9 protein-coding genes are annotated in these 13,260 nt (G+C 70.1%); 6 read left to right on the forward strand and 3 right to left on the reverse strand.

What is annotated here, in order from left to right:
- Window positions 1–109 precede the first annotated feature (109 nt).
- The gene (locus tag ACQPYK_RS14580) at window positions 110–847 is read left to right on the forward strand and encodes a GntR family transcriptional regulator (protein ID WP_433255346.1); all 738 of its coding nucleotides are present in this window, start codon (window positions 110–112) and stop codon (window positions 845–847) included.
- A gap of 433 nt (window positions 848–1,280) precedes the next feature.
- On the opposite strand, the gene ACQPYK_RS14585 is transcribed toward ACQPYK_RS14580, so the two are convergent.
- Window positions 1,281–1,562, reverse strand: a complete 282-nt coding sequence (locus ACQPYK_RS14585; RefSeq protein WP_433255348.1) for a type II toxin-antitoxin system Phd/YefM family antitoxin — start codon at window positions 1,560–1,562, stop codon at window positions 1,281–1,283.
- 235 nt (window positions 1,563–1,797) lie between these two features.
- Entirely contained in the window at window positions 1,798–5,031 is a 3,234-nt protein-coding gene (locus ACQPYK_RS14590) for a KAP family P-loop NTPase fold protein (protein ID WP_433255351.1), read from the reverse strand.
- A gap of 199 nt (window positions 5,032–5,230) precedes the next feature.
- Here ACQPYK_RS14590 and ACQPYK_RS14595 point away from each other — a divergent pair, with 199 nt between their 5' ends.
- A complete protein-coding gene (locus ACQPYK_RS14595) occupies window positions 5,231–6,364 on the forward strand; it encodes an alkaline phosphatase PhoX (RefSeq protein ID WP_433255354.1) in 1,134 nt (377 codons plus the stop codon).
- Between the two features lie 227 nt (window positions 6,365–6,591).
- On the opposite strand, the gene ACQPYK_RS14600 is transcribed toward ACQPYK_RS14595, so the two are convergent.
- Window positions 6,592–7,500, reverse strand: coding sequence for a bifunctional helix-turn-helix transcriptional regulator/GNAT family N-acetyltransferase (locus ACQPYK_RS14600; RefSeq protein WP_433255357.1), 909 nt, complete (start codon window positions 7,498–7,500; stop codon window positions 6,592–6,594).
- Window positions 7,501–7,677: 177 nt separating this feature from the next.
- Between ACQPYK_RS14600 and ACQPYK_RS14605 the strand changes: the two genes are divergently transcribed.
- The 4 genes from ACQPYK_RS14605 to ACQPYK_RS14620 all read left to right on the forward strand — a co-directional run bounded on the left by ACQPYK_RS14605 (window position 7,678) and on the right by ACQPYK_RS14620 (window position 12,862).
- Entirely contained in the window at window positions 7,678–8,625 is a 948-nt protein-coding gene (locus ACQPYK_RS14605; RefSeq protein WP_433255360.1) for a lactonase family protein, read from the forward strand.
- Between the two features lie 58 nt (window positions 8,626–8,683).
- Window positions 8,684–10,288, forward strand: a complete 1,605-nt coding sequence (locus ACQPYK_RS14610; protein ID WP_433255362.1) for a N,N-dimethylformamidase beta subunit family domain-containing protein — start codon at window positions 8,684–8,686, stop codon at window positions 10,286–10,288.
- Window positions 10,289–10,594: 306 nt separating this feature from the next.
- The gene (locus ACQPYK_RS14615; protein WP_433255365.1) at window positions 10,595–11,620 is read left to right on the forward strand and encodes a 6-phosphofructokinase; all 1,026 of its coding nucleotides are present in this window, start codon (window positions 10,595–10,597) and stop codon (window positions 11,618–11,620) included.
- Window positions 11,621–12,415: 795 nt separating this feature from the next.
- Entirely contained in the window at window positions 12,416–12,862 is a 447-nt protein-coding gene (locus ACQPYK_RS14620) for a hypothetical protein (RefSeq protein ID WP_433255367.1), read from the forward strand.
- Window positions 12,863–13,260: the final 398 nt, after the last annotated feature.

Consider the following 13,260-nt stretch of genomic DNA (forward strand, 5'->3'; position numbering starts at 1 on the left):
TGTGCCGGGGCGCCCTTCTCTGTCCTCGGCCTACGGCAGCTCTATAGTGTTCTAGAGCACCAACAAAGTCAACGGATGATTTAGAGTGCACTAGAACAGGAGGGCTCCGGTGACTGACAGTCCGCAGGCGATGGCTCCGTACAAGCGGATCGCCGCGCAGATCAAAGTCCGGATCGAGTGTGGGGAGATTCGGCCGGGCGATCGTATTCCATCGGTGCGCGAGATCATGCGCGACGAAGGAGTGTCCACCGCGACCGCCACCCGGGTCGCGGCGGTGCTGAGAGCAGAGGGTTATGCGGAGTCGGTCCCGGGAATCGGAACGCTCGCCACCCTTCCGAAGAGGCTCACGACAGGCCCTGATCGCCTCCAGATGCTGCGGGCGACCGGAAGCGGCTACCGCCCAGGTGAACGGGCGGAAATCCTGAGCGCCCAACTTGTCCCGGCAACCGAGGAGATCGCGGACGCGCTCGGGATCGAAGAAGGGGTCTTTGCCATCCGCCGTCGCCGCGCGTACTACGACGACAGGGGCGTCGTCGCGCTGTCGACGTCCTGGCTTCCGGGCGGACTGGTCGAGGCGGCACCCGAACTGCTGACCGTCGATCCTCTGCCCACGATGACTTTCGGGCTGGTCGAGGCCAGGACCGGTCGCCGGGCGGTTCGGCGACGCGACGTCGTCGCCGTCAAGCCGGTCCCCGAGGACGTCGCATCAGTGCTCGGGGTGGAGAGCGGGCTACCGGCGCTCACCATGACCAACCACTATTGGGACCAGCACGGAGAGGTGACCGAGTACGCCGTGGACTTCCTCGGTCCTGGCCGCGAACTCTCGACCGACTACAACCTGGAGTAGATCTTCTGTTACGCCTTCGCTTCCGCGACCGGGGGTGTCAAACGGGAACTATCATCACCATGCTTTCAAGACCCTTGAAATCGGCGTGGTTACGCGTGTAGAGCGGCAGGCCCCGCGTGGACGCCACCGCCGCGATCATCAGATCCATTCTGCGAGGGCGGGGGCCGCGATCGACCGCGATCGTGAGGGCGACCAGGGTGCCATAGCGAGTCGCGGCGTCGCCGTCGAAGGGCAGGGGGTCGAAGTCGGTGGCCGCCGCCCCCAGCTTCTCCAGGCGCGCTGCCCTGCTCGCGGCATCCCGGCCATGGAAACGCCCTGGTGAAGCTCGGCGAGAGTGATCGAGGTGATCTCCGGGATGGCCGGCAGTCGTGCCGGATCGATCAGATCAAGATCGATGTAGGCACACGTGTCGAGCACCCCGGACCTGTCACGATCAGGCACGGTCGCGCTCCCAGGGGTCGTCGTCACTGCCGACATGGTCGTCGGCGCCGAAGAACTCGTCCGCTTCCCGGCGCATGAGCGCGTGGTCCACGCGCGGCAGGCGTCGATGCCGGGCCACCAGCTCTTCCGTGGTCAGTCGCCGCCTGCGGGCCAGAGGTCGCAACTCGGCGATCTCGATGCCATTACGCGTGATGTGGTAGATCTCTCCGGCCTCCACGGCGTCCATGACCGCTGCGGAGTTGTTGCGGAACTCCCGCTGGCTAATAGTCTTCACATGCTTAATGTGGCTCTCCGTGTCTCAGTGTGCTACGCATTTCGTGCTCCCGCCGTCGACGCCGATCACCCGGGCGCTGATCGGCCGGAGAGGAGCCTGCAGGCGACGGTCCGGAGTGACGGCTCTCCTGGTTCCCCTACGGCTCTACGGGGGTGTCGCCGACGGCGGCCACGAGTGATTCCGGGGTGGAGCCGGATACGGGAATTCTTGAAGATCTCAAGCTTGCCCGGCGAGCTCAGAGAAGGTGGCGGGCCAGGTCGGCGATGGGGTGGGGACACGACAGCAGGTCGCGCAGGGTGTCCAGGTGGGTGGCGCCCAGGGTGTCCGGGGCGATCAACCCCGTCTCGTGGACGGCCCGCTCCCAGCTCCGGTCGTCGCCCGCGGCCTCTTCCAGCCGCCGTAGCACGCTCATCCCGTCGGTCTCCTTGACCAGCGGCGACAGCAGGTGCGGCCAGTGGATGGTCAGTGCCGCGAGCTTGGCCACCTCGCCGTCCGAGGCGGGCGCCGCCCCGGCGAGCGTGCGCCGGTAGACGAGGAAGGAGTAGAAGCGGAAGACGTTCACGTAACGCTTGATCTCGCGCGGATTGAAGAAGGTCATGACCGGGAGTACGAACTCGATCGCCCGGTAGGCGTTCTCGTCGCTGTAGAGGTCGTCGAAGACCCGGTCGGCCGCCTCGCGCGTCGCCGAGGCCAGCCCGCCGATCGCGTCCAGGGCCTCGATGCCGAGGATCTCCTGCGCCCGTCTCGCCGCCTCGTCCAGGCTCGCGGCCGTCGGCTGCAGCGCCCAGATCGCGTCTTCCAGCCGGCTCACCAGCGCCGGATCCGGCGGCTCCACCGGCCGTGACCTGGGTACGGCGAGCGGCACGTCGACCGGCGGGCGCGACTCCGGCACGGCCCCGTTCCCGCTCTCCCGCGATCCGCCCTCTCGCGACCCGCCGTCCCGGGACTCCGGCACGTTCCCGCCGTCCCGCGATCCGCTCTCCCACGGCTCGCCGCCCCGGGACTCCGGTACGGTCCCGCACGGTCCCGGTTCGACGCTCCGGGACTCCGGTACGGCCCGGCACGGCCCCGGCCCGCTCGCCCGCGACCGCGTCCCGCCCCCGGGAGACCGCCGGCGGCGCCCCGGCGGGTTCCCCCCGGCGGCAGAGTCCTCCGCGGCCTCGCAGGCCCGTGTGATCTCCGGCATCCCCAGCAGTGCCCGCACGAAGCCGGGCAGCCGGTCGGCGTCGTCCAGCAGCGGCACGCTCAGCGGCAGCTGCACGATCTTCTCCAGGAACCGCCAGCCCAGCCCGGACCGTCCGTCGTCGGGCAGCGTCTCCACCAGTTCCGGGTAGGCGGCCTCCACGTGCGCGACCACCACCTCCGGCTCCATGGCCAGCACGAACACGCAGTTGGGGAACTCTCCGGCGAGGAAGAGGTTGATCGCCTCGATGACCTGCGCCACCGTCCCCGGCGAGCACCGGTCCAGGTCGTCGACGAACACCACCAGCGGCCGTTCCTCGGTGGCGATCAGATCGAGCACCTGCCGCATGTCGGTCTGCACCAGGTGCAGGAAGCCCGTCCTGGAGCGGTAGCCGGGGTTGACCGCGGTCTCGGCGACGAACCCCTCGGCCACGCCGGAGGAGAGCAGGTCGGGCTGGCGGACCAGTTCGCGGAAGGCGGTGTCGGCCGACTCCCGGAAGAACCGCGCCAGCCGTACGGCGCCGGCTCCCACCACCGCCACCGACCCGGCCGAGCCGACGGCGGCGGCCGCGTTCCGCAGGAGGGCGCCGAACGCGGGCAGCAGCGCGGCGGCCGCCAGGCAGGCGCCGGTGAGGACGAGGGTGGCGACCATGCCGAGGAGCAGCGGGGCCAGGCGGGTCATCGCCAGGTGATAGGCGCGCCCGCGGACCGCTTCCCGGTCGATCCTGGCGAGGTTGAGCTCCAGCCAGAACCGTTCGCGCTCCGCGCGGGGCAGCCGGCGGGTGACCTGGCTGATGATCTCGTGGGCGAGCCCGGCCCACACCTGCTCGCCGTTCTGATACATCCACGGGTTGAACCAGACCGTCGGACGCCAGTCCGCCCGCCGTAGGGGAAGGGCGCCGGGCTCGGCCTGCCCGGTGCTCTCCTGAGGCCGCTGCCGGGCCCTGGCCAGCACCTCCGCGTTGGTCGGCGTCCTGCTCCCGCGGGAGCCGGGCAGATGGATCGCAACGGGCCGGTCTCCGGCGGCCCCGGGGTCCAGCAGATCCTGGATCATCCGCATCAGGGAGGTCTTGCCGGTGCCCCACGGTCCCTTGACGCCGATCGTGAGCGGGGGCCGGGTCTCGGGGTGGCGGACGAACGCGGCGATGGCCTCGGCGTAGATCCGGTGCCCGAGCTGGTCCTCGGTGGTCCATCGGTCGGCGGTGAGCCTGGCACGCGGCTGCACGGCACGCCGCCCGGCCCGCAGGCGGCGTAGCACCGCGCAGGTCTGGGCGCGCTCGGTCGGCGACAGCCGTGAATAACCGAAGGTCCGCACGTCCGGATGGACGAACGTGCTCGTCTCGCCGAGCAGCCCCCACCGCCGGAGCTCGGTGGCGTCGCCGAGGATGTCGTCGATCGGCTCGCCCTCCTCCAGAAGGGAGGCCCTGCGCAGCAGCTCCCTGGCCGGCTCGCTGAGATGGAGTTCGTAGATCCGCCGGACGATCTCGATGCCCGAGGAGGGGGGCGAGGGATCGCCGAGCATGGCCACAAGATGTGCGAAGGCGGGGTGGGGCGGGGTGGACAGGTCCCGGACCTGGGTCAGGGCGACGTCCGCGACGGCACCGTAGGCGATCAGGATGGGGGTGCGGGCGGCAGAGACGGCCTCGTAGTGGCGCAGCACGTAGGTGTGCAGGTCGCCGATGGTGATCATCCCGTCGCCGTCCAGGTCGGCGGCCCTGGTCGCCAGGCCTTCGGCGATGACGGCGGTCAGGCTGTGCACGGGACCGTGAGCAGTCTCGTCGAGTTTCAAGGTCAGCGTGAGAGCCGCCGCGGCCACCCGGGGCTCTCCCGCCACGGCCAGCTGCCGGATCGGTGCGGCGGAGTGCTCCAGGGCGCTCCAGCCGAAATCCATGATCAGGAGTACGGCGGCCGCCAGTGACTCGCCGACCTGCCGGCCGAACGCGCCGATCATCGATCCGAGCTGCCCGGAGGTCCAGCCGTTGTCCCCGGGCAGCCGGACCACCAGCAGGTCCCGCTCCTGCCCCGAGCGCAGGAACTCCCACACCCGTTCGCCGTCGGCCTGGGCTCCGCGACTGCGCTCGGAGTCGACGGTGAAGCCCTCGGCGCGCAGCGCGCTCGCCAGGCGCACGTCCGGCGGCCCGGCGGGCGTCCCGGCGCCGCGGCCCGCGAACGGCGGAGAACCGGACGGGGTGTCCGGTGGGGAGTCGAGAAAGACCAGGGCCCTGCGGGCGCCCGGCCGGGGGGCGGCCTCGAAGATCGGATTCGCGAACGCGAGTCCCTCGCTCAACGGTGCTCCCGTCATGAAGACGATGTAAGTCCCACTGTGGACGCCCGGCCACCGCCGAATGCGGATCTTGGCGATAGGGCGACCTGTTTTGGGAAACGCTTGCTCACGGGTTTCCGAAAAGTTTGTGCCGGGGCAGTCATCCCGTTCATGTGAACTCGATCAACTGGGCACGTACCGTGGGAGGCAACGAGGAGGCATCATGCTTCGCCGTACGTTGGTGCGCACCGGGGGCCTGGCCGCCGGGGCGGCCTTCGCCGGATCGCTCTGGCAGGGGGCCGCGCACGCCGTCCTGCAGCGCGCCGGCAGCCCCTACGGCCCGCTCGGCCCGCCCGACGCCGACGGGGTCGCGCTGCCGGCCGGCTTCACCAGCAGGGTCGTGGCCCGCACCGGCCGCCGGGTCGGCGGGGTGCTGTGGCACCCGGCGCCGGACGGCGGCGCGTGCTTCCCCGACGACGACGGCTGGATCTACGTGTCCAACTCCGAGATCCCGTTGCTCGGCGGGGCGACGGCGATCAGGTTCGGGCCCGGCGGGGCCGTCCGCGGCGCCTACCGCATCCTGTCGGGCACCGACCTCAACTGCGCCGGCGGTCGCACGCCCTGGAACACCTGGCTGTCGTGCGAGGAGGTCCCGCGCGGGCGGATCTTCGAGTGTGACCCGTACGGCTCGCGCGCGGCGATGCCGCGCCTGGCCATGGGCAGGTTCAGGCATGAGGCCGCCGCCTGCGACCCCGACCGGCAGGTCGTCTACCTGACCGAGGACGAGCCGGACGGCTGCCTCTACCGCTTCCGGCCGGCCCACTGGGGCGACCTGACCTCGGGCCTGCTGGAGGTGATGTGCGCCCGCGCCGACACCGGGGCGGTGACCTGGCAGCGGGTGCCCAACCCGGCCGCGTCGCTGAAGGCGACCCGGCACCAGATCGAGACGGCCAGGCACTTCAACGGGGGAGAGGGTTGCCACTACGCCGACGGCGTCTGCTTCTTCACCACCAAGGGCGACAACCGGGTGTGGGGCTACGACGCGGACGACGAGCGCCTGGAGGTCGTCTATGACGCCGGCGCCCCGCTGAGCGGTGTGGACAACATCACCGGCACTCCCGGCGGAGACCTCTACGTCGCCGAGGACGGCGGGAACATGGAGATCAACCTAATCACTCCCGACCGGGTGGTGGCCCCGTTCCTCCGGGTCGACGGGCACCCCAGGTCGGAGATCACCGGTCCGGCCTTCTCCCCGGACGGCAGCCGCCTCTACTTCTCCTCCCAGCGCGGCGCCCGCGGTGACACCGCCGGCACCGACGGTGTCACCTACGAGGTCACCGGTCCGTTCCGCCGCTGACCGACGCGGCCTGCCGGACGACCCGCGTCAGCTCCTCGCGCAGCCACCCCCTCCGTCGTGGTCCGCAGGAACTGCTCCCAGACCGCCACCGGCTCCGGTACGAAGACGGGGGCCAGATCCGGGCCATCGCCACGGCCTGCCAGATCGCCGCCGGCGCGACCACCGCCGCGGCCCGCAGCGTCGGCGCGGGACCGTCCCCGGTCACGCGTCCGTCGGGGCGTCCCCGATCACGCGTCCCGCAGGTCCATGGCCCAGATCTCCTCGACGAACCCGTCGCCCGCCTCCTCCCCGACCCGCTCGAAGCCGGCCGCCCGATAGATCCGCCGGGCGCCGGTCAGCACGTCCCTGGTCCACAGCTCGATCCGCCGGTAGCCCGCGGCCCTGGCGAAGCGCAGGCACTCCCCGACGAGCCGTCCGCCGATCCCCATCCCCCTGGCGGACGGCTCGACCAGCAGCATCCGCAGCTGCGCGGTCTCGTCGTCCTTGCGCACGCAGAAGACGCACCCGGCCCGCTCGCCGTCCACCTCGGCGATCCATCCGGCCTCGCGCAGGGGATCGTGGTCGTCGACATAGTCGGCCACGATCCTGGCCACCAGCGCCTCGAAGTCCTGGCCCCAGCCGTACTCCTGGCTGTAGAGCACGCCGTGCCGGTGCACCACCCAGCCGAGATCCCCGGTGCGCGGCGGGCGCAGGACGTACGGCTCGGCCTTCGGCGCCCGGGTGAGGATCTCCCGGATCGTCGCCATGCTCGCGACCAGCCGCTGCCGGTCCTCCTCGGTGACCCCGTCCAGCAGGTCGCGCACCTGGGCCGCCGAGCGCTCGTCGAGGGTGCCGAACGTGGTCCTGCCCACTTCGGTCAGCCCGACGACCTGTCGCCGGCCGTCGGCCGCGGATCGCTCGCGCACGATCAGTCCGTCGGTCTCGAAGCGGCCGAGCATCCTGCTGAGGTATCCGGCGTCGAGCCCGAGCAGCCGCCGGAGCTCACCGCCCTCCATGTGTTCCCGCTGGGCCAGCTCGAACAGCACCCTCACCTCGGTGAGGGAGTAAGGCGTGTCCAGGACGCCTTGGCGGAGCAGGCCGATGACCCCGGTGTAGAAGCGGTTGAAGGCGCGGACCTTCGCCACGTGCTCATCCATGCATGACAGAATCAACTATTTCATTGACGCGGTCAACGATTTTCTCGCTCGGACACGCCGCGAATCTCTTCGCTGTGGCCCCCCTGGTCGCCGGACGGGTGTACTAGGTTCGCAGACTGGCCGAGAAGGGATGATCGGTCCCGACGGGCGTACGTCGCCCACCGCTGCGATGGGAGCATGATGGCCGAGGTTGCATATATCGGTGGATACACCCCGGACACCGATGGGACGGGCCCGGGGATCACCCTGGTGGAGCTGGGAAGCCTCGCACGGCTCGGTGAGACGGCGGCCTCGGGCCCGTCGTTCCTCGCCGTCCACCCCCGGCTTCCCGTCCTGTACGCGGTGGGGGAGAGCGAGCGGGGCACGGTCGCCGTCTTCGCCCGGGCCGACGACGGCGCGCTGACCCCGCTGGCCCAGCGGCCCAGCGAGGGGTCGGCCCCCTGCCACCTGGCCGTCGACCCGTCGGGCACCCTGCTCGCGGTGGCCAACTACGGCGACGGCACGGTGAGCGTGCACGGGATCGATGAGTCCGGCCTCCTCACCGAGGTGACGATCTTCCCCTACCGGGAGGGCGCTCACGCCCACCAGGCCGTCTTCGGCCCCGACGGCGTGCTGTACGTGACCGACCTGGGCACCGACGAGGTCCGCAGGTATCTGGTCGACGGCCAGGTGAGGCCGCACCCCGACGGCCCGGTACGGCTCGCATCCGGCATGGGTCCCCGGCACATGGCCCACTTCGAGGATCACTGGTACGTCGCCGGTGAGCTGGACGGCACGGTCCGCGTCTACGACGACGGGTGGCACGAGATGCGGGCCGTGCCGGCCAGTGCCACGGCCGGGGAGAACCACCCCTCGCACCTGGAGGTGTCCGGCGGGCTCGTCTACGTCGGCAACCGGGGGCCCGACACCATCGCGGTGCTCTCCCCCCTCACCCTGGACCCGGTCGCCGAGGTCGGCTGCGGCGGTGTCTGGCCGCGGCACTTCGCCTTCGCCGGCGACCGGATGTACGTCGCCAACCAGCGCTCCGGAGGCATCGCCGTACTGGCCCTGAAAGACGGGATCCCTCAGGCCGACGGAGAGGTGTTCGCGGTGGGCACCCCCTCGTGCGTGCTGCCGTCGAACTGACGCCAAGATCCGTCCAAGTCCCGCGTGGCAGGCCTCCCGTGCGGACATGCTGCTGCGCATGTTCCGAACGCCCACGCATCCGACCGACCCGCCGCTGGCGCCGCCGGCGACTCCGGCGACTTCGACGACTCCGGCGACGACCTGGGCGGTGACCCTGACGGGGGCCCTGGCGGCGGTCCTGGTGTCCACCGGGTGCGCCGTCACCACCGGGCCTGCCGCCGTCATGCCCTCCACCGCGTCCACCGCGTCCTCCACCGCGTCCCCGGCCGTCCCGGAGGGCGCCGGTGCGGCCGGGAGCGCCATCGCCGCCGAGAACGCCAAAGCGGGCGACCCGCGCTGGCGGCTGCGCGAGCGCGGCGCCGAGCATGAGATCGAGGGCTTCGCCGACCGGGTGAGCGTGCTGCCGGGGGGAAGCTTCCGGCTGTACGTCTCGACCACGGCCGGCCGCTACACCGCAAGGGCCTTCCGCGTGGGCTGGTACGGCGGAGCCGGGGCCAGGCAGGTCTGGGAGTCGGCCGAACTGCCCGGCGTCAGGCAGGCTCCGCCCAGGACGATCGCCGCCACCGGCGCGGTGAGCGCCGCCCACTGGGAGCCGGGTCCCGAGGTGAACACCTCCGGCTGGCCCGAGGGCTCCTACCTGATCCGGCTGGAGGCCGCCGGCGGAGGGCGGCGCTACGTCCCCATCACGGTCAGATCCGCCTCCACCCGGGGACGCCTGGTCGTCGTCAACGCGGTCACGACCTGGCAGGCCTACAACGACTGGGGCGGTCGCAGCCTCTACCGGGGCCCCGGCGGCTTCGAGGACAGATCGCGCGCGGTGAGCTTCGACCGCCCCTACGACACCTCCGGCGCCCGGCTCTTCCTGGACATGGAACGCGACGCCATCGAGGTCGCCGAGCACAGCGGCCTCCCGCTCGCCTACGTCACGAGCCTGGAGCTCGAGCGCGACCCGGGCATCCTCGACGGCGCCCGCGGCCTGGTCTCCCTGGGCCACGACGAATACTGGTCGGCGCGCATGCGCCGCACCGTCGAGGCCGCCCGCGACCACGGCACCAACCTCGCCTTCCTCGGCGCCAACGCCGTCTACTGGCGGATCCGCTTCACCGCGACCTCGTTGGGGCCTGACCGCATGGTCGTCTGCCACAAGGACACCGCCGAGGATCCATCGACGGTCCTGTGGCGCGACAGCGGCGAGCCGGAGAACGCGCTGACCGGTCCGATGTACGACTGCTACCCCTCCGAGTCCGCCTACGTGGTCGAGCGTCCCGACAACTGGATCTTCAAGGGAACCGGGGTACGGCGCGGCACCCGCTTCCCCGGCATGGCCGGAGTGGAGACCGACAGGGTCATGGCGGGCGCGCCGCGCCCGATGGAGGTCCTGTCGGTCTCCCCGGTCGACTGCGGCGGACGCTCCACGGTCGCGCACAGCGCTTACTACACCGTGCCGAGCGGCGCCGCCGTGTTCGACTCCGGCACGATGCGCTGGGTGTGCGCGATGCGAGGCGCCCGCTGTGGTCACGGCGTCACGCGGCAGGCCGGGGCCTTCGTCCGCAGGGCCACGAGGAACCTCCTGCGGGCCTTCGCCGCCGGTCCCGCCGGACGTCGTCATCCCGCCGACGACAACCTCCGATCCCTGGGTCTGGACGGACCGGCGCCCCGCTGAGACACGCCGGCTCCTTTCTCCGCGCGGCACGGGCCGTCACACGCGCGACCCGCGGGAAACGCCTGGTCGTCATGCGCGAACATGCGGCGAACATGGAGAAGACTGAAGTGACAGTGAACATTTCACGAGCCCGGCCGTTCCGGGGACTGCGGCGAGAGGCGACACACGAGGACTCCACCGATTTGGTCTAGACCATTGGCCTTCCAGCAGGCAGAATGCGTTGCGTCGGCGGCGGAGATTCCGCTCCGGCCGCGTCACCCCATTGAGTTTGGCCGTCTTGCCTCGGAACCACCACCGGAGGATGCCATGCGTATTGGAGTGCTAACCGGGGGCGGCGACTGCCCCGGCCTGAACGCTGTTATCCGCGCCGTCGTGCGCAAGGGGATCAGCGTCTACGGACACGAATTCGTCGGATTCCGCGATGGGTGGCGTGGCCCGCTCGAAGGCGACACCATGCCACTGGACATCCCGGCCGTGCGGGGCATCCTGCCGCGTGGCGGCACGATCCTCGGCTCCTCACGGACCAACCCGATCAAGATCGACGGTGGCGTTGAGAAGATCAAGGACAACCTGGCCGACGCCGAAGTCGACGCGCTGATCGCGATCGGCGGCGAAGACACCCTCGGCGTCGCCAAGCAGCTCTTCGACAAGGGCGTGAAGGTCGTCGGCGTGCCGAAGACGATCGACAACGACCTCAACGCCACCGACTACACCTTCGGCTTCGACACCGCCGTCAACATCGCCACCGAGGCGATCGATCGGCTGCACACCACCGCCGAATCCCACCACCGCGCGCTGATCTGCGAGGTCATGGGCCGTCACGCGGGCTGGATCGCCCTGCACGCGGGCATGGCCGGCGGCGCCAACGTCATCCTCATCCCGGAGAAGCCCTTCGACATCGACCGGGTCTGCGCCTACGTCGAGTCCCGTTTCAAGACCCGCTACGCGCCGATCATCGTGGTCGCCGAGGGAGCGCATCCCATCGAGGGTCAGATGACGTTGCAGGCCGGTGAGCTCGACTCCTTCGGTCACGTCCGGCTGGGCGGCATCGGCGAGATGCTCGCCAAGGAGATCGAGAAGCGGACCGGCAAGGAGGCCCGCACCACCGTGCTGGGCCACATCCAGCGCGGCGGCACGCCCACGGCCTTCGACCGGGTGCTGGCCACGCGGTTCGGCCTGCACGCCATCGACGCCGTGCACGACGGTCACTTCGGCGTCATGGTCGCCCTGCAGGGCACAGACGTCGTCCGGGTCGGCCTCGCCGAGGCCACCAAGGAGCTGAAGACCGTGCCGGTCAGCCGCTACGAGGAGGCCGAGGTCTTCTTCGGCTGACACGCCGGGGTCAGGCACGCGACCGGTGAGGGGGCTGCTTTTCGAAGCGGCCCCCTCACCGGTCGCGGGCGTTCCAGCCCGTTGCAAGCGTTCTGCAAGCGACAGAACGTAACCTCGCGCCACGGACGGTGACGTCCGATCCCCTCCGAGTACGGCTTGCGCCCCGATCAAGCGGCCCGCGGTGGCGCAAGCCGTACGTCACCCACTCGTGGAGTCGAACGGCGAGGGGCGTTTCGGAGCACCGGGGGCGACAGGGCCACGGCCGGCGGCAGGCCGAGCGCGCACCCGACTCCGGAGACGGCATAGGCCGGCGCGGAGTGTACGGGCCGCAGAAAGCGGTCCGCGTGGGACATGTTCCAAGTTCTTTGTGCGGGAAAACGGTGAATTGTTGTAAGTCGAGGTCGCCCGTGTGAAAGCGGGGGCGGAACGCCGCACGAATTGAGAGCCGGTTCTGGTCTGTTGCGGGTGATTCGTGCCGAGCTCGGCGGCCGCGCCCGTCCTCGCTTACGCGCCCATGACCCTGCGTGCCCGCTCGCCGTCACGCCGGCGCAGGCCTCCCCGAAAGCCGGATAGCCGAATGTGACCGGGCGACTACTTTCCGCTCCTTTTCGGGTTCGCAGGGTAATCGGACCGGATCGAGGGCTTTGGCCTCTCGTGGGCGACCGTCCCAGTTCTTCTCAACTAGCGTCGAATTCAGGTTCCGCGCCGTGTCGGAGTCTTCCGCGATGTCGACTCGGCGCCTTGTCAGCCCGGGTGTCACCCGGGGTGCACCTATGCGACATGGAGTGATCTCCAATGACGAAACTCAGAAACTCGCTCGCCGCCGGCGCGATGGTGGCCTCCGCGCTCGTCGCTCCCGTGGCGATGTCGGCCCAGTCGGCCTCCGCCGGCACCGGGGGAGCGGTCGCCGCCACGTCTCCCGTCGCTTCTGCGCAGAACTGGTGCGACAGGCACCCCAGAAAGTGCGCCAGGAACAACAACAACAACAATAACAACAACAACGGCAGGGGTGGAAACAACAACAACAATAACAACAACAACAACGGCAGAGGCGGGAACAACAACAATAACAACAACAACAACGGCAGAGGCGGGAACAACAACAATAACAACAACAACAACGGCAGAGGCGGGAACAACAACAATAATAACAACAACAACAACGGAGGCGCGAACAACAACAACAATAACAACAACAACAACGGAGGCGCGAACAACAACAACAATAACAACAACAACTGAGATCGGTAGGAACCGGGGTGTTCTTCCCCATCGGTCCCGGAAGAGGGTGGACCGGGGACCGACGGTAGGAGCCGAGGTCGTCCAGGGTGAGGTCGCCAGTCAGGCCCGGCTCGGAAAGTGACATCCGCAAGATTCGCCCCGGAAGGCGTCGACGGTCGCCGCGCGTGATCGCGCCACCGTCCGCCGACCGCCCGTAGCGGCGGGAAACCACCCGGAAAGAAGAGGTGGCCGTCATCGCCCTGACGCAGAGAGGGCCAATCGGTAGGAAGCTTCAGAATCGAATCCGTGTGAAAGGGCGTGATCGCCGCGGCCGGCGGGGATCGCACACCAGCGCCCCCTCGCAGGTCGGCCGGCCGCCGGACGGGCGCAGGCTCGCCGTACGGATACGGCGAGCCTGC

This window comes from Streptosporangium sp. CA-135522 (assembly GCF_050949235.1).
In the GTDB taxonomy this organism is placed as follows: Bacteria; Actinomycetota; Actinomycetes; order Streptosporangiales; family Streptosporangiaceae; genus Streptosporangium.